The organism is Azospirillum griseum, from assembly GCF_003966125.1.
In the GTDB taxonomy this organism is placed as follows: Bacteria; Pseudomonadota; Alphaproteobacteria; order Azospirillales; family Azospirillaceae; genus Azospirillum; species Azospirillum griseum.
In genome coordinates this window covers 145248-168157 of record NZ_RXMA01000009.1, presented here as the reverse complement: position 1 = coordinate 168157, position 22910 = coordinate 145248, and the positions used below count along the sequence as shown (strand labels likewise).

The following is a 22910-nucleotide window of genomic DNA, read 5'->3' as shown; positions in this document are numbered from 1 at the left end:
CATCATGGAGATCAAGGACCTGATCGCTCTGGGCGACAAGCTGCTCTACATCGACGAGGCAAAGTTCCGGCAGATCGTGGAGTTGCTGGAACAGATGGGCGACCACCCCGACATCCAGCGCACCATCGCCGTGATCCGCCCGCGCATGGTCGAATTGCGAATCCACCGTCGCCCGACGATGAAGCGGCTGTTCTGCGACCCGTTCGAGGATCTGTTCGAGGTTCTGGAGCAGGGTGCCCCCCTTCCCCTCAGCGTCATAGAGCGGGCGCTGATGAACAGCCTGTGGCCGGTGGTGGAAGCGAAGATGGGCCGGGCCAAGCTGAAGGGCTATCACGGGGCGTTGCAGGACGGCCCCCAGCGCGACAACATCGCCGACGCCTTTTGGACGGAAGCCGCCGAGGTGGTCGCCGCCCTATCCGCCAACTCCGAAGCCGGACGGTTTGAGGAAGGGATGGATTTGCGCCTGAACCCGGATCGCGTCCGGGCCATCGCGGACATCGCCACCATCCTGTCCATCGCACCGGAAATCCGCGACCTCAAGACCGTGCTGTCGCCCAAACCGGTGACGAAGCTGCACAAGGACCACATCGACGGTGTCCGCGATCTTGGCCGCAAGGTGGCTCGCACCCGCCCGGATGCGTTGAAGATCTTCGTTCTGGTCGCCGCCTCGCGCCTGAGCAATCCGTCGGTTCTGCTCGGTGGCCTGCACGACATGGATTTCGGCCAGAAACCGGCCGAACGCAGCAAGCTGCTGATGGAACTGACCGACACCGTGGTCGGCCAGATCGAGGACCGCTCCCGCTCGTTGAGGGCAACACCGGATGGCGTGCCGGACCGGCTGGCGGTGGCCGATCTCGCGGTCGATCTGGTCGCCAGCCTGGACGCCACCCGCAACGCCGTCGAACTCACCCGCAACAAGGCGTTCGACCAGCGGCTGAAGGAGGTGCGCAACTCCATCCACGACATGGTCAAGACCCAGGTGATCGCGGACGCCGACAACGGCATCGTCACGGCGGTGGCCGGTTTGACCGGCGGCACCAACGACAAACCCCAGCTTCTGGCGGCGGAAAACCAGGCGCGCGCGCTGCGCAAATGCGCCACCATCGCCGATTCCCTGGGCCTGCGCGGCGAGTTGAAGACGGTGACGCAAAAGGCCACCGGGTCGCTGACCGATCAGGCGCGCAAGGCGCTGGCGGCGGGACCGACCGGCAGCACCTCGCGCGCCGGTTTCACCGCCATCCGCATGATCGAACTGTTGTCAGGCCCGGCGGAAGCGAACAAGTTGATGGACGAGATCCTCAGCAAGGGTCCGCGTTGACGGAGCGACGGGACCGACGGAGTTGTGTGTCATGACCATGGGCTACACGGGCTGGGAATTGCCCGAAGCGGAACGCGCCCGCCTGCTGGCGCTGTTTCCCGCGCGCTACGCGTGCGTGATCGCCCACCACATCACGCTCGAACACGGCGTCCCCTATGGCCACCCGCTGCCCTACCCGGTGGGGGCGGAGGTGATCGCCACGGTGGACGACGAGGCCGGGATGCAGGCCCTGATCGTTGCCCTGAACGGCGCGACCGACCGGCCGGACGGATCAACCTTTCACATCACCTGGTCGCTGGAACCGGGGCGCCACCCGGTGGAGGCCAACACGGTGATCCATGAGTTCGGCTGGCGTCCGGTGGAGCCGGTGGCGATCCAGGTGTTTCCGAATTTCTTCTTTTCGTAGGCAACAAACCGGCGGGTGTCAGACCGGCGTGGTTTTTTCCAGTGACCGGATGATGTGCTCCGCCAGCAGTTCGACCGCTTTGGAGCCGGACTCCACCCGGCGGTGCAGGGCGATTTCGATGTCGTCCAGGTCGGGCAGGCCGTGTTCGCCGCCCACGATGTGGAAACCGCTCTCCAGCATCTCCTTGGGAAGGATGGTCACGCCCAACCCGGCGGAGACGGCGGCGGTGATCCCGGTCAGGCTGGGGCTGGTGTAGACGATGCGCCAGGGCCGCCCGACGCCGTCCAACGCCTCCAGCGCCCGCTTGCGGTGAATGTCGGGGGGCGGGGCCAGCACCAGGGGAATCGGCGCGCCGGGCGGCAGCAGCAGCCGGTCGGACGCCGCCCAGACCAGCGGCTCGCGCCAGACCTTCGTTCCCTCGCTGGCGGTTCCGCTGTGCGGCTCGCGCTTGCACAGCACCAGATCGAACTCGCCGCGTGAGAAGCCGTTCAGCAGGTTGAGCGTGAAGTCGCATTGGACCTCCAACGACACCTGCGGATGGGCGCGGGAGAAGCGCCACAGCACATCGGGCAGATGGGCGGTGGCGAAATCCTCCGGCGTGCCCAACCGCACGACTCCGCCCACCTCCGGCTCCATCAGCAACACGCAGGCCTCGTTGGCCATGCCCAGCAGACGGCGGGCGTAGGCCAACAGCACCTCCCCCTCCGGCGTCAGGTCCAGGCTGCGCCCGTCGCGCAGGAAGACCCGCTTGCCCAGCCCATCCTCCAGCCGCTTGATTTGCAGGCTGATGGTGGACTGGGTGCGCCCCAACCGATCCGCCGCGCGGGTGAAGCCGCCGTGATCGACGATGGTGACGAAGGTCCGCAACAAATCGAGATCGAAGGGGGGAAGCGGTGTCGGCATCGCGCGATCGGACCTTTCTCCTGCTTCACCCCATCGGTCAGCCCGTCGGTCAGGGTCAACCCAACAGCGCCCGCGTCAGGCCAAGATACAGCGGGATGCCGACCAGGATGTTGAAGGGAAAGGTAATACCCAGCGACAGCGGCAACGACAATCCCGGATTGGCCGTCGGCAACGCGTGGCTCATCGCCGCCGGAACCGCGATGTAGGACGCGCTGGCGCACAGGGTGACGAACAGCGCCGCGTCACCAACCCCCAGGCCCAGCCCCCAGGCCAAGGCCCCGCCAATCGCCGCCCCCAGCAGCGGCATGCCGATGCCGAAGGCGATCAGCCGCGCGTTCAAGGCCATGGCTTCCCGCAACCGCGAGGCGGCCAGACAGCCCATTTCCAGCAGGAACAGGCTCAGCACGCCATCCCACGGGGCGACGAACAGGCCGCCGAGCGCGGTGTATCCGGGCTTGCCGATGATGAAGCCGATCACCAGGGCACCGACCAGCAGCAGAACGGAGTTGTTGAGCAGCGCCTCCCGCACCGCCGCGCCGAAGGACACGCCCTTGCCGCCCGCACCACCGCCCAGCAGCACGGAAACGGTGCCACCGCCGCCGCCCGCCCCCGCGCCAACCCCGACCGTCGCCATCGCCCCGGTCGCCCCGGCCAGCAGCAGGCCGGTGATGATGGCCGGGGCCTCCATGATCGCCAGCGCGGCCACCATGTGCCCGCCAAAAGTGATGCCCTGGCTTTCCAGCAGCTTGGTGGCGGTGACGAACGTGACCAGACTGACCGAGCCGTAATGGGCGGCGATCGACGCCGCGTTGACCGCGTCCAGCCCAGCCGCCCGCCGCAGGATCAGAAAGGCCAGGACCGGCATCAGCAGGCTGGCCAGCGCGGCGGTCAGCAGCAGCGGCAGGACCGAGGCGGCGTGAACCGTGGTCAGGGCAACGCCGCCCTTCAGACCGATGGCGACCAGCAGATAGGCCGCCAGGCCCTTCGCCACCCCATCGGGAAAGGGCGTGCGCGCGCCCAACAGCGCGATCACCGCGCCAAGCCCAAAAAACAGAATGGGCGCGGACAACAGAACGTCCATCTCAACTCTCCTTCGCCATGGTTTGGGGGCGGGCGATGCGCCCAGCGACCGCGACCATAGCGACGGCGTGGATTTAGGAGAAATTGATATGTTTCAGACTATCCATTGAATTTTTCAATGATGAGCGCCGTCGGCTTTCCAGACCCTCAGATGTGATCGGAGGACACTCCGGCGGCGGTCTCCCGCTTCAACCGCTGTTCGCGGTGGAAGATGAACAGGCCGCTGCCAATGATGAGCGCGCCGCCCACGGCGATGCGCAGGCTGGGCTGCGTGCCCCACACCAGCAGGTCCAGGGCCACCGCCCACAGGATCGATACATACTGGAACGGGACCACCACCGCCGCCGGGCTGAGGTGCAGCGACCGGTTGATCAGCGAATGCCCGGCCAGCGCGGTGACGCCCAACAGCCCCAACAGCAGGAAATCCAGCCAACCGGGCGCGCTCCAGGCCAACGGCAAAGCCGCCCCGCCCATCACCAGCCCGCCCATGGTCTGGTAGCTGACCAGCGTCAGATTCCCGGCCTCCCGCAGCAAGCGGGTGAAGATCAGGCCGGAAGCGAAGATCGTCGCCCCCAACAGCGCCACCAACGACGGGACCAGATCGAATTGGCCGGTCGGGTTCAACACGATCACCACACCGACAAAACCGACCAGCACGGCCAACCAGCGCCGCCAGCCGACGGATTCCTTCAGGAACACCACCGACAGCGCGGTGACGATCAGCGGGGCCGACATGTAGATGGTCATCACATCGGCCAACGGCAGGTAATTCACCGCCCAATAGAAACAGGCGATGTCCACGGTGACGAGGACGACCCGGACCAGATGAACCGGCAAGCGCTGCACCGCAAAGACGCGCGCCACCCCTTCGCGCAAAATCCACGGCAACAGCACCGCCATGCCGAACAGGCTGCGCACCGCCAGCAGCATCGCCACCGGGTGTTCCGCGACCAGCCATTTGCCCAGCGCGTCGTTCACGGTGAAAAGCGTCATGCCGCCCAGCATCATGGCGATGCCCAGGCGGTTGTCGGTCGTGGCTGCCGTGGTCATGAACGGATCCGGGGGTTGGTGTGCCGGGAAAATGGCTGGGCCGCGCCGGGAAGACACGCGCGGCCGCTCTGTACTTTTGCGTGTGCCGATATGGCGGGAACAGCGAACAAACGCAAGCGTCACCCGATCCGCGCCCGGGCGGGGCGGCCCTGCACAAACGGAAGGCCACGCCCAACGCGCCGGGCGGCTGGTCTCAGCGCGGCGCGCGATACGGGGCCTCCAGAACGGGCAAGCGGTTCGTCGCCTTCATCTCCCGCAGGGACAGGTTGGATCGGATGCTGGCAACGCCCGGCAGCGTTCTCAACACCGTGTCCACGAAGCGGCTGTAGTCATCCAGGTCGCGCGCCACGACGATCAGCAGGAAATCCGCCTCTCCGGTCGTGTTGTGGCAACTGAGCACCGACGGGCAGGCCAGGATGATCCGCTCGAACGCCGCCGTCACCTCTTCGTCATGCTGGGCGCAGACGATCTGCACGAAGGCCATCACGCCAAAGCCGAGCTTGCGGCGGTCGAGCACCGCCTGATAGCCGGTGATGACCCCGGCCTCCTCCAACCGCTTCTGGCGGCGCCAGCACGACGCCTCGCTCATGGACAGCTGTTCGGCAAGCTTGGCGTTGGACAAACGGCCATCCCGTTGCAGCCGGTCCACCATCGCAGCATCCGTTTTATCAAGCGCGTCCATCGTGATGGAACCTTCCGAAAAGCAATCCGATTCCGATGGACTCTTTCATAGCGTCCGACCGCTCCCCCTTCAATTGAAAGCCCATTTCACGGCGTTTCCCCTATCCTGTCGGTCCCATCCCCATGGAGAAGCCTGATGAAAGCGGTGGTCTACGAAGCCTTTTCCTCCCCGCCCCGGTTGATGACCGTGCCAGACCCGACGCCCGAGGCGCACGGCGTCGTCCTGCGGGTGATGGCGACCGGCGTGTGCCGCAGCGATTGGCATGGGTGGGTCGGCCATGATCCCGACATCCAGCTTCCCCATGTGCCCGGTCACGAGTTGGCCGGAATCGTCGAGGCGGTGGGCAAGGACGTGACCAAATGGCGGGTCGGCGACCGGGTGACGGTTCCGTTCGTCGGCGGCTGCGGGGCCTGCCCGGAATGCCACGCCGGTCATCATCAGGTGTGCGACCGGCAGTTCCAGCCCGGATTCACCCATTGGGGATCCTTCGCCCAATATGTCGGGCTGCATCAGGCGGACCTCAATCTGGTGCGCCTGCCCGACAGCATGGCGTTCGACACCGCCGCCAGCCTGGGTTGCCGCTTCGTCACCTCCTTCCGCGCCGTCGTCGATCAGGGCAGGACCTCGGCCGGGCAGTGGGTGGCGGTGCATGGCTGCGGCGGGGTCGGCCTGTCGGCGATCATGATCGCCAACGCGGTGGGGGCCAACGTCGTCGCCATCGACATCGCCGACGACAAGCTCGCCCTGGCCCGCAGCCTGGGCGCGGTCGCCAGCGTGAACGCCACCCAGGTGACGAACGTCGCCGACGCGGTCATCGAGATCACCGGCGGCGGCGCGCATGTCTCGCTCGACGCGCTGGGCCACCCGACCACCTGTTTCAACTCCGTCAGCAGCCTGCGCAAGCGGGGCAAGCATGTTCAGGTCGGGCTGATGCTGGGCGACCACAGCGCCCCCGCCATCCCGATGAGCCGGGTCATCGCGCTGGAGCTGGAAATCCTCGGCAGCCACGGCATGCAGGCCCACCGCTACGACGCGATGCTGGCGATGATGCGGTCGGGAAAGCTGGCCCCGGAAAAGCTGATCGGCCAGCGGATCACGCTGGAACAATCCATCGACGCCCTGATGACGATGGACCGTTTCGCCGGAACCGGGGTTACCGTGGTGACGGAGTTCTGAAACGGCGCGGAGGAATGGGGGGCGTTCCGCCCCCTCCCCCAACCCTCTCCCCGGTGGGGGCGAGGGCCTTTCAGATCACTTCGCCCGGATCACACCCTTTCAGATCACACCCTTGTCGCGCAGGGCCGCGATGGCGGCCTCGTCCAGCCCCAGCGCCTGCGTCAGCACCGCGTCGGTGTGCTGGCCCAGCGTCGGCGGGGCGGTGTCGTGGACCAGCGGGGTGCCGCTGTAGCGGATCGGGCTGGCCACAGTCGGGACGGTGCCTTGCGTCGGGTGCGGCAGATCCTGGCGGATGTTGCGGGCCTGGACCTGCGGGTCGGCGAAGACCGCCGCCAGATCGTTGATCGGGCCGCAGGGCACGCCCACCGCTTCCAGCGCGCTCAACCAATCCTGGCTGTCGCGGTTGCGGATCAGCTCCTCCAGCACCGCGACCAGCTCCTTGCGGTTGGCGACGCGGGCCGGGTTGGTGGCGTAACGGTCATCCGTCGCCAGATCGGGGCGACCGGCCACGCCGCAGAATTTGGCGAACTGGCCGTCGTTGCCCACCGCCAGAATGATGTGGCCGTCGCGGGTGGCGAAGGCCTGATAGGGCACGATGTTCGGGTGCGCGTTGCCCAGCCGTTGCGGCGCGGTCCCGCCGACCAGACAATTCATCGCCTGATTGGCCAAAACCGCCACCTGGACGTCCAACAGGGCCAAATCGACCTGCTGCCCCTCGCCGGTGCGGTCGCGGTGGGCCAGCGCGCCCAGGATGCCGATGGTGGCGTAGAGACCGGTGAAAATATCGGTCACGGCGACGCCGACCTTGACCGGCCCGGCCCCCGGTTCGCCATCGGGTTGGCCGGTGACGCTCATCAGCCCGCCCATGCCCTGGATCATGAAATCATAACCCGCACGGCTGCGGTACGGCCCGGTCTGCCCGAATCCGGTGATGGAGCCATAGACAAGGCGCGGGTTGATCGCCTTCAGGCTGTCATAGTCCAGGCCATATTTGACCAGACCGCCGACCTTGAAATTCTCGATGACGACATCGGCCTGCGCGGCCAGCTTGCGGACCAGCTCCTGGCCTTCGGGGCGTTCGAAATCGATGGTGATCGACCGCTTGCCCCGGTTGGTGGAGAGGAAATAGGCGGATTGGTCGCCCGCCCAGGGCGGCCCCCAGGCGCGGGTGTCGTCCCCCGCCCCCGGCCGCTCCACCTTGATGACATCCGCGCCCAGATCGGCCAGCGTCTGCGCCGCCCACGGGCCAGCCAGCACGCGCGACAGCTCCAACACCCGGATGTGCGACAAGGGTCCGGCCAATTTTCTCTCCTCCCGAGGGGTGTCCTGTTTGTTGTTCTCCCGCTCTCCGCCCCTCCCCCGGCGCGGGGGAAAGGGCAGGAAAGCCGGATGCGTGCGTTACGCCGCCAACAGTTCTTCCAGAGAACGTTCGATGATGTCCAGACCTTCATCGAGCACGGCGTCCGACACGGTCAGCGGCACCAGCACGCGGATGACGTTGGCGTAGGTGCCGCAGGACAGCAGGATCAGGCCCTTTTCCGCCGCCTTGGCGACCAGCGCCTTGGTCAGATCGGCGGCGGGTTCCTTGGTCTCCCGGTTCGTCACCAGCTCCATGGCGACCATGGCCCCCAGGTTGCGGACGTCGCCCACCACCGGGATGCTGTTGCGCTGGCCCATGGCGCGGAAACGGTCGGCGATGCGCTCACCGATCACGCTGGCGCGCTCGCACAGCTTTTCCTCTTCGATCACGTCGATCACCGCCAGGGCGGCGGTGGTGGCCAGCGGGCTGCCCGCGTAGGTGCCGCCCAGACCGCCGGGAACCGGCGCGTCCATCATCACCGCCTTGCCGGTCAGCGCCGACAGCGGGAAGCCGCCCGCCAGGCTCTTGGCCATGGTGATCAGGTCCGGCTCGACGCCCGCATGCTCAACCGCGAACATCTTGCCGGTGCGGGCGAAGCCGGTCTGGATCTCGTCGGCGATCATGACGATGCCGTGCTTGTCGCACACCGCGCGGATGGCCTGGAGGAACTCGGTCGAGGCGATGTTGAAGCCGCCCTCGCCCTGCACCGGCTCGACGATGATGGCGGCCACGCGGGCCGGATCGACGTCCGACTTGAACAGGGTGTCCAGCGCCTTCAGGCTGTCAGCGACCGAAATGTCGCGGTAGGCGTTGGGGAACGGCACATGGTAGATGTCCGCCGGGAAGGGGCCGAAGCCGACCTTGTAGGGCACGACCTTGCCGGTCAGCGCCATGCCCAGCAGGGTGCGGCCGTGGAAGCCGCCGGAGAAGGCGACGACCGCCGGACGGCCGGTGAAGGCGCGGGCGACCTTCACGGCGTTTTCCACCGCTTCCGCCCCGGTGGTGAAGAAGGCGGTCTTCTTCGGCGTCGGGCCGGGAACCAGCGCGTTCAGCTTTTCCGCCAGCTCGACGAGGCTGTCGTACGGCGTGACCATGGCGCAGGTGTGGGTGAAGCGGTCCAGCTGGGCCTTGACCGCGTCCATGATCTTGGGGTGACGGTGGCCGGTGTTCAGCACGGCGATGCCGCTGCCGAAATCAATGTAACGCTTGCCCTCGACGTCCCACAGCTCCGAATTCTCGGCGCGCTCGACATAGATCGGCAGACCGGCGGAAATCCCACGGGAGACGGCGGCCTCGCGCCGGGCGACGAAAGACTGGTTGCTCATCTGTCTGTTCCTTGATGCTGGGAGCGTCACGCGCCGAGGCCGACGCACAGGTATTTGACTTCCATGAAGTCATCCAGGCCGTATTTGGAGCCTTCGCGGCCGATGCCGGATTCCTTCACACCGCCGAAGGGGGCGACTTCGGTCGAAATGATGCCTTCGTTGATGCCGACCATGCCGTATTCCAGCTTTTCCGCCACGCGCCAGACGCGGCCGATGTCGCGGCTGTAGAAATAGGCGGCCAGACCGAATTCGGTGTCGTTGGCCATGCGGATGGCGTCCTCTTCCGTTTCAAAGCGGAAGAGCGGGGCGACCGGGCCGAAGATCTCCTCGCGGGCGACGCGCATCGCGCTGGTGACGCCGGTCAGGATCGTCGGTTCGAAGAAGGTGCCGCCCAGCGCGTGGCGCTTGCCGCCCAACGCGACCTTGGCCCCCTTCTCCACCGCGTCGCCCATCAGCTCTTCCACCTTGGCGATGGCGTCGTCGTTGATGAGCGGCCCCTGGGTGACACCGGCGTCGGCCCCGTTGCCAACCTGCAATTGGCTCACCGCCTCGGCCAGCTTGGCGGCGAAGGCGTCATAGACACCGGCCTGGACCAGCAGGCGGTTCGCACAGACGCAGGTTTGCCCGGCGTTGCGGTATTTGGAGGCCATCGCGCCCTTGACCGCCTCGTCCAAATCGGCGTCGTCGAACACGATGAAGGGGGCGTTGCCGCCCAGCTCCAGCGACACCTTCTTGACCGTGCTGGCGGCCTGCCGCATCAGCAGCTTGCCGACCTCGGTCGAGCCGGTGAAGCTGACCTTGCGCACGATGGGGCTGGCGGTCAGCTCGCCACCGATGGCCGCCGGGTTGGATCCCATGACGATGTTGAACACACCGGCGGGAACCCCGGCGCGCTGCGCCAGTTCGGCCAGCGCCAGGGCCGACAGCGGCGTGTCTTCCGCCGGTTTCACCACCACGGTGCAGCCCGCCGCCAGCGCCGGGGCGCATTTGCGGGTGATCATGGCGATCGGGAAATTCCACGGGGTGATCGCCGCAACGACACCGATCGGCTCCTTCAGAACCACGATGCGCTTGTTGCTGGCAAAGGTCGGGATGACGTCGCCATAGGCGCGCTTGCCCTCTTCGGCGAACCATTCGATGAAGGACGCGCCATAGGCGACCTCGCCGCGCGATTCGGTCAGCGGCTTGCCCTGTTCGGCGGTCATCAGCCGGGCCAGATCCTCTTGATTGGCGAGGATCAGGTCGTACCAGCGGCGCAGGATCGCCGCGCGCTCCTTGGCGGTCTTGGCGCGCCAGCCCGGCAGGGCGGCGTCGGCGGCGGCGATGGCCTCGCGCGTTTCGGCGGCCCCCAGATCGGCCACCTCGACGATCACCGCGCCGGTCGCCGGGTTGGTGACGGGGAAGCTCTTGCCGGAGTCGGCGGCGCGCCACGCGCCGTTCACATAGCCCTTGGACTGAAGAAGGCTCTGGTCGTTCAGCGACAGCATGTTCGATCCGCCCTGGATTGAAAGTGTGGTGACAATGCGGCCCGCCCGCTTGGGGGCACCGACCGTTGGGATCACGAAAGAAACCCTACCATGTTTAATAAATTAAACAACCCCTGTTTAGCTGTCCATATTTTGATGACGGGATTGCTGGAATCGGGTATTGCCTGGAGTTGAGGTTTCAGGAGTCGGGTGATGGATTTCGACGTTGGCACACGGTTGAAGCAAATTCGCGAACAGCATGGCCTGTCGCAACGGGCGCTGGCGCAACGGGCCGGTGTGACCAACGGAACCATCTCGCTGATCGAACAGAACCGCAGCAGCCCGTCGGTGTCCTCCCTGCGCAAGGTGTTGCAGGGCATCCCGATGTCCCTGGCCGAATTCTTCTCCTCCGACGATCTGCCCCCGCCCGAACAGATCTTTTTCAAGAACACCGAACTGATCGAACTGGCCGACGAGCTGAAGGGCGCGGTCGGTCAGGTCTCGTTCCGGCAGGTGGGCGATCTGCGCGGGCGCAACCTGCAAATCCTGCACGAACGCTACGCCCCCGGGGCCGACACCGGCCGGACGATGCTGCAGCACGAGTCCGAAGAGGGTGGCATCGTCGTGAAGGGTCAGATCGAACTGACGGTCGGCGACCGCAAACAGCTCCTTGGCCCCGGCGACGCCTATCTCTTCGACAGCCGCATTCCCCACCGCTTCCGCAACATCGGCGATGAGGATTGCGAACTCATCAGCGCCTGCACCCCGCCCTATCTGTAACCGCCCTCCCCCGCGCCGGGCGGGGAAGGTGGTTCACCGTTTGCGCTCAGGCCACGTTCCCTTTCAGGCGCTCGTTGCGGCGGCGCAGCAACTCGATCATCGTCAGCAGGCCGACGGAGATCACCGTCAGCACCACCGCCACGGCGGTGATGGTCGGGCTGATGTTCTCGCGGATGCCGCTGAACATTTCGCGCGGCAGGGTGCGTTGCTCCGGCCCGGCCAGGAACAGCACCGTCACCACCTCGTCAAAGCTGGTGGCGAAGGCGAACAGCGCGCCCGAGGCCAGACCCGGCAGGATCAGGGGCAGGATCACCCGGCGGAAGGTCATCAGCGGCGGCGCGCCCAGCGAGGCGGCGGCGCGCGCCAGCGTCATGTCAAAGCCCTGCAGGGTCGCCGACACGGTGATGACGACAAAGGGCGTGGCGAGCGCGGTGTGCACCAGGATGAGGCCGAGGAAATTGCCGGTCAGCCCCAGCGGCGCGAAGAAGAAATAGACGCCCACCGCCGTGATGACGACCGGAACCACCATCGGCGACAGCACCAGCGCCAGCACCAGCGGTTTCCATTTGCTCTTCCACGCCGCCAGCCCCAGCGAGGCCAGCGTGCCCAGCGCCATCGACAGCAGGGCCGAGGCCACGCCGATGATCGCACTGTTCTTCAGCGACAGCATCCAGCGCGGGGAGTTGAGGAAATCCTCGTACCAGCGCAGCGAGAAGCCGGGCAGCGGGTAGGTCAGATAGGCCCCGGAGCTGAAGGACAGCGGCACGATCGCCAGGATCGGGGCCATCAGGAAGACGAACACCAGGGTCGCCGCGACGACCGTCGCCATCCAGGCAAAGCGCTGGCTGGCGGTTTGCGGGGAGTGATTCGCGCTCAATTCTTCAGACCTCCGGTCGTCTGGCGGCCCAGCGCCAGCTTGCCATAGACCAGCGCCAGCAGCAGCGTGGACAGCAGCAGCACCGCCCCCAACGCCGAGGCCAGGCCCCAATTGACGGTTTCCGTGGTGTAAAAGGCGATGAAGGCCGAAATCATCTGATCGCCCGCCCCGCCGACCAGCGCCGGGGTGATGTAATAACCAATCGCCAGAATGAAGACCAACAGGCACCCGGCCCCGATCCCCGGAATGGTCTGCGGCAGATAAATGCGCAGGAAGGCCGTGGCCGGTGGCGCGCCCAGCGACGCCGCCGCCCGCATGTAGGCCGGGGAGATCGAGCGCATGACGCTGTAGAGCGGCAGGATCATGAAGGGCAGCAGCACATGGGTCATCGCCATGTAGACGCCGAAGCGGTTGTAGATCAGCCGCAGCGGTTCGTCGATCACGCCCATCCACTGCAAGGCGCCGTTCACGATGCCCTCACCCTGGAGGATCACGATCCAGGCGCAGGTCCGCACCAAAAGCGAGGTCCAGAAGGGCAGCAGCACGAAGATCATCAGCAGGTTGGATTGGGCGACCGGCAGATTGGCCAGCAGATAGGCCACCGGAAAGCCCAGCACCAGACACAGCGCGGTGACGCCGAAGCCGATGGAGAAGGTCCGGCCGAACACATCGCGGTAGATCGCCTGATCGGGCGGGGTGGCGACGATGGACCCGTTGACGTCGCGCGTCAGATCGACCGCGCCCAACAGGTAATAATCGGTCACGGGGCCGCTGGCGCGCTTGATCGCCGCCCAGGTGGCGCGGTCGCCCCAGGCCGGGTTCAAGCCGATCAGGGTGGCCTTGGCCGTGCCCGGTTCCGGCGCGGTCTTCAGGTTCCGCGCGGTGGAGGTCAGGATCGTGCGGTAGCCGTTGATGATGTAGTTCAACCGCTTGCCCGCCACCGCCACCGTCCCGGCGGCGCGCGCCGCCTGGAGATCACCGGCCAGCGCGGCAAAGGCGGTTTCGCTGGGCAGATCCTGGCCGTTCCAATCGGCCAGCGCGGCCACCGTGTGGGGCAGCACCTGCGGGACCTCCCAATCCTCCACCGAGCGCCAGATCATGCCGCCGATGGGGATGACGAAGGTGAAGACCAGGAAAAGGAAAAGCGGCAGCACGAGGCCCAGCGCGCGCAACTGCCGGGCGCGTTCGGCCCGCCTCAATCGGCGCTTCAACGGCATTTCGGCACCGTCAGCGAATGCGGCTGTCATCGGCGATGTCCTGTAGGAAAGGGTCCGTCACGCATGCGAAAACGGGGCGCAGCGATGGCCCCGGCTTTGCGGGCGCGGCGATGGCGGCAAAGCGTGAGCGAACGGGGACGGTAGACCGGTGTCGGCGGGACGCAACCACGCGAAGCCCCGCCGACACCGGCCCAACACCGCAAAACGCGGCTTGGTCAGACCGTTACTTGGCCGCCCACTTGTTGAAGCGTTCGGTCAGACGGTCGATGTTTTCCAGCCAGAAGTTCACGTCGATTTCGGCGGCGTTCTTCAGGTTGGCCGGAGAGGTCGGCAGATCGGCCAGGATCGCCGGAGACAGCTTGGACGGCGCGTTCTTGTTCGAGGTGCCGTAGGCGATGCCTTCCGACAGCTTGGCCTGAGTCTCGGCCTTGCCGACGAAGTTCAGGAACTTGTGCGCGGCTTCGACGTTCGGGCTGCCCTTCAGGATGACCCAGCTGTCGATGGTGAACAGCGCGCCGTTCCACACCATGCCGAAGTTCTTCTTTTCCTTCTTGTTGGCGGCGTCGATGCGGCCGTTGTAGACCGAGGTCATGACGACTTCGCCGGAGGCCAGCAGCTGCGGCGGCTGCGCGCCCGCCTTCCACCACACCAAATCGCCCTTGATGGTGTCGAGCTTCTTGAAGGCGCGGTCGATGCCGGCTTCGGTCGCGAGCACCTTGTAGACATCCGCCGGGGCCACACCGTCGGCCATCAGGGCGATTTCCAGCGTGGTCTTGGCACCCTGGCGCAGGGCACGCTTGCCCGGATACTTCTTGGTGTCGAAGAAGTCGGCCCAGCCCTTCGGCGCGTCCTTCAGCTTGTCCTTGTCATAGCCCAGGACGAAGTCATAGACGATGGCGCCGACGCCGCAGGCGTTGACGGTGGCGGGCAGATAGGCTTCCTCGCCGCCGATCTTCGAATAGTTGATCTTTTCGAACAGACCTTCGTCGCAACCCAGGGCGAGTTCATCGCTTTCGACCTGGACCACGTCCCAGGTGGACGCCCCGCCCTGCACCTTGGCGCGCAGAACGCCGACGCCGCCGTCCCACGATTCATCGTTCATCGCGGTGCCGGTCGCCTTGAACGGCTCGAAATAGACCTTTTTCTGAACGTCCTGATACGCCCCGCCCCACGACACGACGGTCAGGTCGCGCGCGCTGGCGACCGACGCCAGGGCGGTGACGGCGGTGAAGGTCGCGGCGAAACCAAGAGCCAGCTTAAACTTCGACATGATCCCCGTCCTATGTCTTGTGGTCGTTGTTCTTCGAGAAAGACCGGGCCAAAGCCGCAGGGCGTCCACCGACGCCCCGCCGGTTCAGACCGGATCCAGCGCCCGGCAATCTTCGGGGCGGAAGGCGATGGTCACGGCCTGCCCCTGCGTCAGCCCGGCATGGGCACCGGCGGGCAGCTTGACCATGAATTCGTTGTTGCCGGGGGTGGCCAGCACCGCCAGCGTGTGATCCCCCAGGTAGATCAGATCCTTCAGCGTGGCGGGCAGGCGGTTGAGCGACGCGTCGCCCTCCCCGGTCAGCAGCGCCACCCGTTCCGGGCGCACCGACAGCGAGGTGCGCGACCCGACACCGCCAACATTGACCGCCGTGGCCGTCACCGCCCCACCGGCGGCCAGCGCCACACGGCAGAAGCCCTGTTCGATATTTTCGACGGTCCCGGCCAACACGTTGCTTTCGCCGATGAAGTTGGCGACGAAGCTGTTGACCGGCCGCTCATACAGCGCGTCCGGGCGGTCGATCTGCTGGACGATGCCGTCGTTGAAGACCGCGATGCGGTCGGACATGGTCAGCGCTTCGCCCTGGTCGTGCGTGACATAGACGACGGTGATGCCCATCGTTTCGTGCAGGCGCTTGATTTCCAACTGCATGTGCTCGCGCAGCCGCTTGTCCAGCGCGCCCAGCGGCTCGTCCATCAGGACCAGCGCCGGTTTGAACACCAGGGCGCGGGCCAGCGCCACGCGCTGCTGCTGCCCGCCCGACAATTGGCCGGGGTGGCGGTTGGCCACATGCTCCAGCTTGATCATCTGCAGGGCGGCGGTGACGCGCTCCTTGACCTCCGCCTTGTTCACGCCGCGCACCGTCAGCGGAAACGCGACGTTTTCCTCGATGGTCAGGTGGGGGAACAGGGCGTAGTTCTGGAACACCATGCCGATGTCGCGCTTGTGCGGCGGCATGTTCTTGATCGGGCGGTCGCCCAGGAAAATCTCACCGTGGGTGGGAACCTCGAACCCGGCGAGCATCATCAAGGTGGTGGTCTTGCCCGACCCGGAGGGGCCGAGCAAGGTCAGGAACTCGCCCTTGCGGATGTCGAGATCCAGGCTTTTCACGACCAAATGTTCGCCGTCGTAGGTTTTTTGCACCCCGACGAACCGCACCAACGCCTGCGTCGTCGCCATCATCCCGCCGTCCATCATCCTCTCCCGTCAGAGGGGACGCCGACCCCCGTGGCCGTTGCGCGGCCATGCCCGGATCGCGTCCGTCTTGCTGGCCCAGACGGTAGCCGCGTTTAAGAAAATAGACAAGAGGAATGCTTATGTCGCGATCATTTCAACACTGTGCCGAATTATTGTGCACCTGCGAAGGCCTTGCCCACAATCCGAACAGCAGTTTGCGCCATCCGCAGGCGATTGAGAAGGCCAATGATGGGCCGTGCGGACGACATACCGTCGCACGTCCCATCACCCGCCCGGCGACTCGCCAGAGACTCGCCGACTCCGCCGATCAACGGCGTTGGGACGATTGGCTGTAGACGAAGCTGTCAAAGCCGTTTTCGGCCACGCGGAACCACAGCCGCTCTTCCTCCAGGAAGGGCTTCCACGCCTCGTACACCTTCTTGAAGCGCGGGTTGCTGGTGGCGATCTGGTCGTACAGGTCGAAGGCCGCCTTTTCACAGGCCTGCATCATCTCGCGCGGGAACACGCGCAGGGTGGCCCCGCCGCCGACCAGCCGCTTCAGCGCCGCCGCGTTCAAGGTGTCGTATTTCGCCAGCATCCAGCTGTTGGCTTCCCAACAGGCCATTTCCAGCACGGTGCGGTAGGAGGCCGGAAGCTGTTCCCAGGCTTGCAGATTGAACAGCAGCGGGATTTGCGCCGACCCTTCCCACCAGCCGGGGTAATAGTAGTTCTTGGCGACCTTGTGGAAGCCAAGCTTTTCATCGTCGTAGGGGCCGACGAACTCCGCCGCATCGATGGTCCCGCGTTCCAGCGCCGGATAGATGTCAGCACCGCCCAACTGCTGCGGAACCAACCCCAGCGGGGTCAGCACCTGACCGGCCAGCCCGCCGATGCGCATCTTCAGACCCTTCAGATCCTCGACGCCCTTGATCTCCTTGCGGAACCAGCCGCCCATCTGCGCGCCGGTGTTGCCCGCCGGGATGTTGTGGATGTTGTACTCCTTGAACTGCTCCCGCATCAGCTCCAGCCCGCCGCCGTGCATCATCCAGGCGATGTGCTGGCGGGTGTTCAGGCCGAACGGCATCGCCGTGTCAAAGCAGAAGGTCGGATCCTTGCCGACGTAGAAATAGGCGGCGGACTGGCCGCATTCGACCGTACCGTTCTGCACCGCGTCGAGCACCTGCAGGGCCGGGACGATTTCACCGGCGGCGAAGGTGCGGATCTGGAACTTGTTGTCGGTGGCGGCGGCCACCCGCTTGGCGATGAACTCCACCGCGCCATAAATGGTGTCCAGGCTTTTGGGGTAGCTGGAGGCCAGACGCCATTTGATCTCGGGCTGGCTCTGGGCGATGGCGGGAGCGGCCACGGTACTGGCGGCCAGGCCAACCCCGGCGGTGGTGAGGAACGCGCGCCGTTTCATGATGGTGTGACTTCCCGGAGCTGTCGTGAATGATGGCGCTATCATAGCGCGCCCACCGTTCCGGGCGACCATCGTATGCATCCGCTTTCGGAATGTCAGAGTCCCGAACAAACGTCGCCGGGCAGCGCTATCCGCACAAACGAAAAATCCAGCCCTGGGGCTGGATTTTCTGCGACGCAGCATTATCGTTTTTTCGTCGCCTTTCCAGGCGTTTCCTCCCCAAACTCGGGTCGCGGGGGTATAGCTACCGACCTTTTTCCGTTAATGCAATATGCAGATCGTCAGTGGTTCGAACTTTTTTGACATTCCCCCTTCTCCCCACGGCCAAACAGCATAGGTGTTAACCTTCCGTTTGCATCATACGCCTACAAATCGGTTCACACCCTCACCCGCCGCTGCGTTGCAACCAGGGCGTTGGCCACAGGACACGCCCATGCCGCTTGCCACCCTGCGCCCGCTGGAATTCCGCGCCACCGCCGCCGCGACGATGGCCGTTCTGGTGATGGGGCTGGCGCTGGCCAACGGGCTGTTTGTCGGCACCCAATCCGAACAGGTGCTGAACCGCGAGGTCGGCAATTCGATGATGGGGGTGGCGCAATCGCTGGCCCACCAGCTCGACGCCACCATGTGGGCGCGCGCCAACCAGATCGCCTCGCTGGCGCGCATCGACGCGCTCAAGGATCCCAGCGTCGCCCAGGCCACCATTGAAGAGCTGAAGCGGCGCGACCCGACCATCGCCTGGATCGGCATGACCAACCTGTCCGGCACGGTGCTGACCGCCAGCAACGGGCTGTTGGTCGGCCTGAACATCGCCAGCCGCCCGGTGCACGCCGAAGGGCTGAAGGGGTTGTTCGTCGGCGATGTGCACGAGGCCGTCGCCCTGAAGGGCAAGATTCCCCATCTGCCGGGCGAAAACCCGAAATTCGTCGACGTCTCCGCCCCGCTGCTGGGGGCGGACGGCAAGCCGGTCGGCGTGCTGGCCGTTCATTACAGTTGGGAATGGACCCGCACCACCATGCGGGAGTTGACCGACCCGCTGCGCGATCGCGACGGCCTGACCGTCTACATCCTGGCCGCCGACGGCACCGTGCTGCTGGGGCCGGAGGACGCCATCGGCAAACCGCTGCCCCACGCCACCCTCGCGTTCCGGGATGGGTGGGAATCCGGGCTTTGGTCCGACGGCGTCCGGTACGTCACCGGCATCGCCCACGGCAAGGGTGTGCACGACTACGCCGGGTTGGGCTGGACCGTGCTGGCCCGCCAACCGGCCAGCGTCGTCCACGCCGAGGCTGACCGGCTGCGTCGCTCGATCATCGGATCGGGTGCAGCGCTGGCCTTGCTGTTCAGCGCGTTGGGCTGGTTCGCCGCCGGGCGGATCACCCGCCCGTTGACCGCCATCGCCAGCGCCGCCAAGCGGATCGGTCAAGGCGAAAGCGGTGTGGAAATCCCCGAGGTCGGCGGGCAGACCGAGGTGGGACACCTGTCGCGCACCCTGCGCGACCTGATCGACAGCCTGACCCACAAGGACGCCGCCCTGATGCGGTTGGAGGACATCGCCTATCAGGATCGGCTGACCACCCTGCCCAACCGCCGCTATTTCGAACAGTATCTGGAAGCCTGCACCCACGGGACCGGGGCGGCGGCGATGATGTACATCGACCTCGACGGCTTCAAACCGATCAACGACCGCTTGGGCCACGACGCAGGCGACACCGTGCTGCGGCAGGTCGGGCAACGCCTGACCACCCTGTTCCGCAACGACGACATCGTCGCCCGGCTGGGCGGCGACGAGTTTGCCGCCATCCTGCCGCGTTCGGCCAACCAGCAACCGCCCGACGCCGCCGCGCTTGCCGCCCGCGTGATCGAAGCGGTCAACGAGCCGGTGTCCATCGGCGGCCAGATGGTGCGGGTGGGCTGCTCCATCGGCATCGCCCGCTGGCCGGAGGATTCGCCCGACGTCGCCACCGTCCTGCGTCGCGCCGACGAGGCGCTCTATCAGGCCAAGCGCGACGGGCGCAACCGCGCCGTGGTGTGGTCGCCCCGCGCCGACAACGACACCGCTTAACCGTTGATCAAAGCAACCGGCACGCACCCCATTCCCGTCGGGAACACCCCGCGAAACAGCGCTGCAAGCTCGCGCAAGCCCCGGTCGCGTGGATCGCTCGCCCGCCAGGCCAGCCCGACCACCCGGCCCGGCCGCTCCGCGTCAAAGGGGCGGTAGCCGACCAGGCCGCCAACCGTCGCCGTGGCCCCGGTGGCCAACACCGGCATCAGCGTGCAGCCCGCCCCCGCCGCCACCATGTGGCGCAGGGTTTCCAGCCCGGTGGCGTGGCGGCCCGCCGGAGCGGTCAGGCCGCAGACCGCCAGCGCCTGATCGCGCAGACAATGCCCTTCCTCCAGCAGCAGCAGGTCGGCGGGGTCGATGTCGGCCAGGGCCAGCGTCGGACCTTGTCCAAGCGGATGACCGACCGGGTGCGCCAGCACGAAGGGTTCAAAGAACAAGGGCGCGGACGCCACCCCGTCGGCCTCCACCGGCAGGGCGAGCAGGACCGCGTCGATCCGGCCGTCGCGCAAATCCTCCAGCAGTCCATCCGTCCGCCCTTCCGACAGAACCAGCGTCAGATCGGGGTGGTGCGTCCGCAGCAGCGGCAACAGGTGGGGAAACAGATACGGCCCCACGGTCTGAATCGCCGCCAGTCGGAACCGGCCCGACAGCGCGCCGTCCCGCCCCGCCGCCAGGGCCAGCAGCCGTTGCGCCTCCGCCAACACAACGCGCGCCTGCCGGATGATCGGTTCCCCGGCCTGGGTGGTCAGCACCCGGCGGCTGGTGCGTTCGAACAGCGCCACCCCCAGGCTGTCTTCCAGTTTGCGGATCTGCGCGCTCAAGGATGGCTGGCTGACGCCGCAGCGCTCCGCCGCCTTGCCGAAATGCCGCAACTCGGCCACCGCCACCACATAATCCAGATCGCGCAGGGACAGACCGGCGATGTTCATAGCTGTTACCTATCGACATGTTCGGAACGATGTCTTGGATATATCAACGCCAGCGGGGGATAACCAGAGCCACGCAGCCGACACCCAAACGGCCACAGTCAAACGACCACTGCCAAAACGGCCCGACCCCACAGCGGAGATCCCGATCATGAGCGTCCTGACCACCAGCTTCGGCCAACCGGTCGCCGACAACCAGAACTCCTTGAGCGCCGGGCCACGCGGCCCGCTGCTGTTGCAGGATTTCCACCTGATCGAAAAGCTGGCCCATTTCAACCGCGAACGCATCCCCGAACGGGTGGTGCACGCCAAGGGGGCCGGGGCCTATGGCGTCTTCCGCGTCACCCGCGACGTGACCGGCTGGACCAAGGCGGCCTTCCTGTCGGCGGTGGGCAAGGAAACGCCGGTTTTCCTGCGCTTTTCCACCGTGGGCGGGGAAAAGGGATCGGCCGACGCCGACCGCGACCCGCGCGGATTCGCCGTGAAGTTCTACACCGAAGAGGGAAATTACGATCTGGTCGGCAACAACACCCCGGTGTTCTTCCTGCGCGATCCCCTGAAATTCCCCGACTTCATCCACACGCAAAAGCGCAACCCGGCCACCAACCTGAAGGATCCGACGGCGATGTGGGATTTCTTCTCGCTGTCGCCGGAAACCCTGCACCAATTGACCATCCTGTTCAGCGACCGGGGCACCCCGCGCGGCTACCGCCACATGGACGGCTTTTCCAGCCACACCTTTTCGTGGATCAACGCGGCGGGTGAGCGGTTCTGGGTGAAGTACCACTTCAAGACCCGCCAGGGGATCCAGAACTTCACCGCCGAACAGGCCGTGACCATGGCCGGGGTGGACCCCGATCACGCCACCCGCGACCTGTACGCCGCGATCCAGGACGGCGATTTCCCGGCCTGGACCGTGTCGGTGCAGATCATGCCGGAGGCCGAGGCCGAGACCTACGCCATCAACCCATTCGACCTGACCAAGGTGTGGCCGCACGCCGATTACCCGCTGGTGGAGTTCGGCGAGTTGATCCTGAACCGCAACCCGGAGAATTTCTTCGCCGAGACCGAACAGTCGGCCTTCAGCCCGGCCAGCGTCGTTCCCGGCATCTCCTTCAGCCCCGACAAGATGCTGCAAGGCCGCCTGTTCGCCTACGCCGACGCCCACCGTTACCGGTTGGGGGCCAATTACGCCCATCTGCCGGTGAACCGGCCGCAGGGTTGCCCGGTCCACAGCCACCAGCGCGACGGGGCGATGCGTTTTGACGGCAACGGCGGCGGTGCGCCCAACTACGAACCCAACAGCTTCGGCGGGCCGACGCAAAGCGCCGCCGCCGCCGAACCGCCCCTGCGCATCAGCGGCGACGCCGACCGCTACAGCCACCGCGAGGGGAACGACGATTACGCCCAGGCCGGTGCGCTGTTCCGCCTGATCGGGGAGGAGGCGCAAGCCCGTCTGATGGACGCCATCGCCGGGTCGCTGGCCAAGGCCCCGCGCGCCATCCAGGAGCGCCAGTTGGCCCATTTCCACGCCGCCGACGCCCGGTATGGCGCTGGCATCGCCGCCCGGCTGAGCCTGACCGCAACAGCCTGACCGTTGCGGCCTGACGCCATCAGCTCAACAGGCCACGGGCCGGGGAAACCTCCCCCGGCCCGTGGCTGTCGCGTCACGCCAGATCGAAAACCAGGACTTCCGCCGCCGTCGCGCGGTCCAGCGTCACCGCCGCCTCGTCGCTCAGGGCCGCGCCGTCGCCTTCCTGCAACCGCACACCGTTGACGTGCACCTCGCCGCGCGCCACCTGCACCCAGGCGTGACGGCCCGGACGCAGCGGCAGTTGGGCGCTCTCGTCCCCGTCCAGCAAGGTGGCGTACAGATCAACGTCCTGGTGGATGGTGACGCTGCCGTTGCGGCCATCACGCGAACCGACCAGACGCAGCGCCCCGCGCTTCTCCTCGTCGGCGAAGGCCGATTGCTCGTAGCCAGCGGCCAACCCGTGGGCTTCCGGCAAAATCCAGATTTGCAGAAAGTGGACCGGGTCGGTCTGCGAGGCGTTGTATTCGCTGTGGCGGATGCCGCGCCCGGCGCTCATCCGCTGCACCTCGCCGGGGCGGATGATCGAGCCGGTTCCCAGCGAGTCCTTGTGCTCCAACGCGCCCGACAGGACGTAGGACACGATTTCCATGTTGGCGTGGCCATGGGTGGGAAAGCCCGCGCCCGGAATCACCCGATCCTCGTTGATGACGCGCAGGGCGCGGAAACCCATCTGGTCGGGATCATGGTAATGGCCGAACGAGAAGCTGTGCTGGCTGTTCAGCCAACCCATGTTGACCGCGCCGCGTTCGTTGCGATGACGAATGGTGATCATGATCGAAACCCTCCTGTGCCGCTTGGGCTTGCCTCGTTGACCCAAGACTG

General features: G+C 66.2%; 20 protein-coding genes. 6 read left to right on the top strand and 14 right to left on the bottom strand.

The features are described 5' to 3' along the window. The first annotated feature begins 4 nt into the window (after window positions 1-4). Complete coding sequence (locus tag EJ903_RS11980; RefSeq protein ID WP_126615442.1) at window positions 5-1318, top strand: hypothetical protein; 1314 nt, start codon at window positions 5-7, stop codon at window positions 1316-1318. 31 nt (window positions 1319-1349) lie between these two features. Then, complete coding sequence (locus EJ903_RS11975; RefSeq protein ID WP_126615440.1) at window positions 1350-1724, top strand: hypothetical protein; 375 nt, start codon at window positions 1350-1352, stop codon at window positions 1722-1724. A gap of 18 nt (window positions 1725-1742) precedes the next feature. Here the strand turns inward: EJ903_RS11975 and EJ903_RS11970 are convergent, their stop codons facing one another. From EJ903_RS11970 to EJ903_RS11955, 4 genes are all read right to left on the bottom strand, one after another. Next, complete coding sequence (locus tag EJ903_RS11970) at window positions 1743-2627, bottom strand: LysR substrate-binding domain-containing protein (protein ID WP_126615438.1); 885 nt, start codon at window positions 2625-2627, stop codon at window positions 1743-1745. Window positions 2628-2682: 55 nt separating this feature from the next. Then, window positions 2683-3708: a sodium-dependent bicarbonate transport family permease gene (locus tag EJ903_RS11965; RefSeq protein WP_126615436.1), complete on the bottom strand. Its 1026-nt coding sequence runs from the start codon at window positions 3706-3708 to the stop codon at window positions 2683-2685. A gap of 146 nt (window positions 3709-3854) precedes the next feature. Further along, window positions 3855-4757: a DMT family transporter gene (locus EJ903_RS11960; protein ID WP_126615434.1), complete on the bottom strand. Its 903-nt coding sequence runs from the start codon at window positions 4755-4757 to the stop codon at window positions 3855-3857. Window positions 4758-4950: 193 nt separating this feature from the next. Then, window positions 4951-5439, bottom strand: a complete 489-nt coding sequence (locus EJ903_RS11955) for an Lrp/AsnC family transcriptional regulator (protein ID WP_126615432.1) — start codon at window positions 5437-5439, stop codon at window positions 4951-4953. Between the two features lie 135 nt (window positions 5440-5574). Here EJ903_RS11955 and EJ903_RS11950 point away from each other — a divergent pair, with 135 nt between their 5' ends. Next, window positions 5575-6615: a zinc-dependent alcohol dehydrogenase family protein gene (locus tag EJ903_RS11950; protein ID WP_126615430.1), complete on the top strand. Its 1041-nt coding sequence runs from the start codon at window positions 5575-5577 to the stop codon at window positions 6613-6615. 99 nt (window positions 6616-6714) lie between these two features. Here EJ903_RS11950 and EJ903_RS11945 read toward each other — a convergent pair whose 3' ends face one another. The 3 genes from EJ903_RS11945 to EJ903_RS11935 all read right to left on the bottom strand — a co-directional run bounded on the left by EJ903_RS11945 (window position 6715) and on the right by EJ903_RS11935 (window position 10787). Further along, window positions 6715-7917, bottom strand: a complete 1203-nt coding sequence (locus EJ903_RS11945) for a CaiB/BaiF CoA transferase family protein (protein WP_126615427.1) — start codon at window positions 7915-7917, stop codon at window positions 6715-6717. Between the two features lie 96 nt (window positions 7918-8013). After that, complete coding sequence (gabT, locus tag EJ903_RS11940; protein WP_126615425.1) at window positions 8014-9300, bottom strand: 4-aminobutyrate--2-oxoglutarate transaminase; 1287 nt, start codon at window positions 9298-9300, stop codon at window positions 8014-8016. 26 nt (window positions 9301-9326) lie between these two features. After that, entirely contained in the window at window positions 9327-10787 is a 1461-nt protein-coding gene (locus EJ903_RS11935; RefSeq protein ID WP_174237289.1) for an NAD-dependent succinate-semialdehyde dehydrogenase, read from the bottom strand. Between the two features lie 192 nt (window positions 10788-10979). Here EJ903_RS11935 and EJ903_RS11930 point away from each other — a divergent pair, with 192 nt between their 5' ends. Then, a complete protein-coding gene (locus tag EJ903_RS11930; RefSeq protein ID WP_126615423.1) occupies window positions 10980-11546 on the top strand; it encodes a cupin domain-containing protein in 567 nt (188 codons plus the stop codon). A 46-nt stretch (window positions 11547-11592) separates the two neighbouring features. Here the strand turns inward: EJ903_RS11930 and EJ903_RS11925 are convergent, their stop codons facing one another. The 5 genes from EJ903_RS11925 to EJ903_RS11905 all read right to left on the bottom strand — a co-directional run bounded on the left by EJ903_RS11925 (window position 11593) and on the right by EJ903_RS11905 (window position 17503). After that, complete coding sequence (locus EJ903_RS11925) at window positions 11593-12423, bottom strand: ABC transporter permease (protein WP_174237285.1); 831 nt, start codon at window positions 12421-12423, stop codon at window positions 11593-11595. After that, a complete protein-coding gene (locus EJ903_RS11920) occupies window positions 12420-13670 on the bottom strand; it encodes an ABC transporter permease (RefSeq protein WP_126615421.1) in 1251 nt (416 codons plus the stop codon). Before EJ903_RS11920 ends, EJ903_RS11925 begins: the two co-directional genes overlap by 4 nt. 193 nt (window positions 13671-13863) lie before the next feature. Continuing rightward, window positions 13864-14910, bottom strand: a complete 1047-nt coding sequence (locus EJ903_RS11915; RefSeq protein ID WP_126615419.1) for an ABC transporter substrate-binding protein — start codon at window positions 14908-14910, stop codon at window positions 13864-13866. A gap of 84 nt (window positions 14911-14994) precedes the next feature. Then, entirely contained in the window at window positions 14995-16086 is a 1092-nt protein-coding gene (locus tag EJ903_RS11910) for an ABC transporter ATP-binding protein (protein ID WP_246015497.1), read from the bottom strand. Window positions 16087-16411: 325 nt separating this feature from the next. Beyond that, on the bottom strand, window positions 16412-17503 hold the full coding sequence (locus EJ903_RS11905) for a TRAP transporter substrate-binding protein (RefSeq protein ID WP_126615417.1): 1092 nt from the start codon (window positions 17501-17503) through the stop codon (window positions 16412-16414). A gap of 433 nt (window positions 17504-17936) precedes the next feature. Here EJ903_RS11905 and EJ903_RS11900 point away from each other — a divergent pair, with 433 nt between their 5' ends. Then, window positions 17937-19568, top strand: coding sequence for a diguanylate cyclase domain-containing protein (locus EJ903_RS11900; protein ID WP_126615415.1), 1632 nt, complete (start codon window positions 17937-17939; stop codon window positions 19566-19568). Here EJ903_RS11900 and EJ903_RS11895 read toward each other — a convergent pair. Further along, entirely contained in the window at window positions 19565-20497 is a 933-nt protein-coding gene (locus EJ903_RS11895) for a LysR substrate-binding domain-containing protein (RefSeq protein WP_126615413.1), read from the bottom strand. The genes EJ903_RS11900 and EJ903_RS11895 overlap by 4 nt on opposite strands. Before the next feature lie 148 nt (window positions 20498-20645). On the opposite strand from EJ903_RS11895, the gene EJ903_RS11890 reads away from it, so the two are divergent. Next, a complete protein-coding gene (locus EJ903_RS11890; RefSeq protein ID WP_126615411.1) occupies window positions 20646-22088 on the top strand; it encodes a catalase in 1443 nt (480 codons plus the stop codon). 73 nt (window positions 22089-22161) lie between these two features. Here EJ903_RS11890 and EJ903_RS11885 read toward each other — a convergent pair whose 3' ends face one another. Continuing rightward, window positions 22162-22860 carry a pirin family protein gene (locus tag EJ903_RS11885; protein WP_126615409.1) on the bottom strand — a complete coding sequence of 233 codons (699 nt, stop codon included), beginning with the start codon at window positions 22858-22860 and terminating at the stop codon, window positions 22162-22164. Window positions 22861-22910 lie beyond the last annotated feature (50 nt).

What these genes read in the sequence shown, in the direction of transcription:
- EJ903_RS11920 (WP_126615421.1), bottom strand. Translation starts at nt 13,670, where the DNA reads ATGACAGCCGCATTCGCTGACGGTGCCGAAATGCCGTTGAAGCGCCGA.
- EJ903_RS11965 (WP_126615436.1), bottom strand. Translation starts at nt 3,708, where the DNA reads ATGGACGTTCTGTTGTCCGCGCCCATTCTGTTTTTTGGGCTTGGCGCG.
- EJ903_RS11915 (WP_126615419.1), bottom strand. Translation starts at nt 14,910, where the DNA reads ATGTCGAAGTTTAAGCTGGCTCTTGGTTTCGCCGCGACCTTCACCGCC.
- EJ903_RS11905 (WP_126615417.1), bottom strand. Translation starts at nt 17,503, where the DNA reads ATGAAACGGCGCGCGTTCCTCACCACCGCCGGGGTTGGCCTGGCCGCC.
- EJ903_RS11975 (WP_126615440.1), top strand. Translation starts at nt 1,350, where the DNA reads ATGACCATGGGCTACACGGGCTGGGAATTGCCCGAAGCGGAACGCGCC.
- EJ903_RS11895 (WP_126615413.1), bottom strand. Translation starts at nt 20,497, where the DNA reads ATGAACATCGCCGGTCTGTCCCTGCGCGATCTGGATTATGTGGTGGCG.
- EJ903_RS11980 (WP_126615442.1), top strand. Translation starts at nt 5, where the DNA reads ATGGAGATCAAGGACCTGATCGCTCTGGGCGACAAGCTGCTCTACATC.
- EJ903_RS11890 (WP_126615411.1), top strand. Translation starts at nt 20,646, where the DNA reads ATGAGCGTCCTGACCACCAGCTTCGGCCAACCGGTCGCCGACAACCAG.
- EJ903_RS11935 (WP_174237289.1), bottom strand. Translation starts at nt 10,787, where the DNA reads ATGCTGTCGCTGAACGACCAGAGCCTTCTTCAGTCCAAGGGCTATGTG.
- EJ903_RS11910 (WP_246015497.1), bottom strand. Translation starts at nt 16,086, where the DNA reads ATGGCGACGACGCAGGCGTTGGTGCGGTTCGTCGGGGTGCAAAAAACC.
- EJ903_RS11950 (WP_126615430.1), top strand. Translation starts at nt 5,575, where the DNA reads ATGAAAGCGGTGGTCTACGAAGCCTTTTCCTCCCCGCCCCGGTTGATG.
- EJ903_RS11970 (WP_126615438.1), bottom strand. Translation starts at nt 2,627, where the DNA reads ATGCCGACACCGCTTCCCCCCTTCGATCTCGATTTGTTGCGGACCTTC.
- EJ903_RS11900 (WP_126615415.1), top strand. Translation starts at nt 17,937, where the DNA reads ATGCCGCTTGCCACCCTGCGCCCGCTGGAATTCCGCGCCACCGCCGCC.
- EJ903_RS11960 (WP_126615434.1), bottom strand. Translation starts at nt 4,757, where the DNA reads ATGACCACGGCAGCCACGACCGACAACCGCCTGGGCATCGCCATGATG.
- EJ903_RS11930 (WP_126615423.1), top strand. Translation starts at nt 10,980, where the DNA reads ATGGATTTCGACGTTGGCACACGGTTGAAGCAAATTCGCGAACAGCAT.
- gabT (WP_126615425.1), bottom strand. Translation starts at nt 9,300, where the DNA reads ATGAGCAACCAGTCTTTCGTCGCCCGGCGCGAGGCCGCCGTCTCCCGT.
- EJ903_RS11955 (WP_126615432.1), bottom strand. Translation starts at nt 5,439, where the DNA reads ATGGACGCGCTTGATAAAACGGATGCTGCGATGGTGGACCGGCTGCAA.
- EJ903_RS11885 (WP_126615409.1), bottom strand. Translation starts at nt 22,860, where the DNA reads ATGATCACCATTCGTCATCGCAACGAACGCGGCGCGGTCAACATGGGT.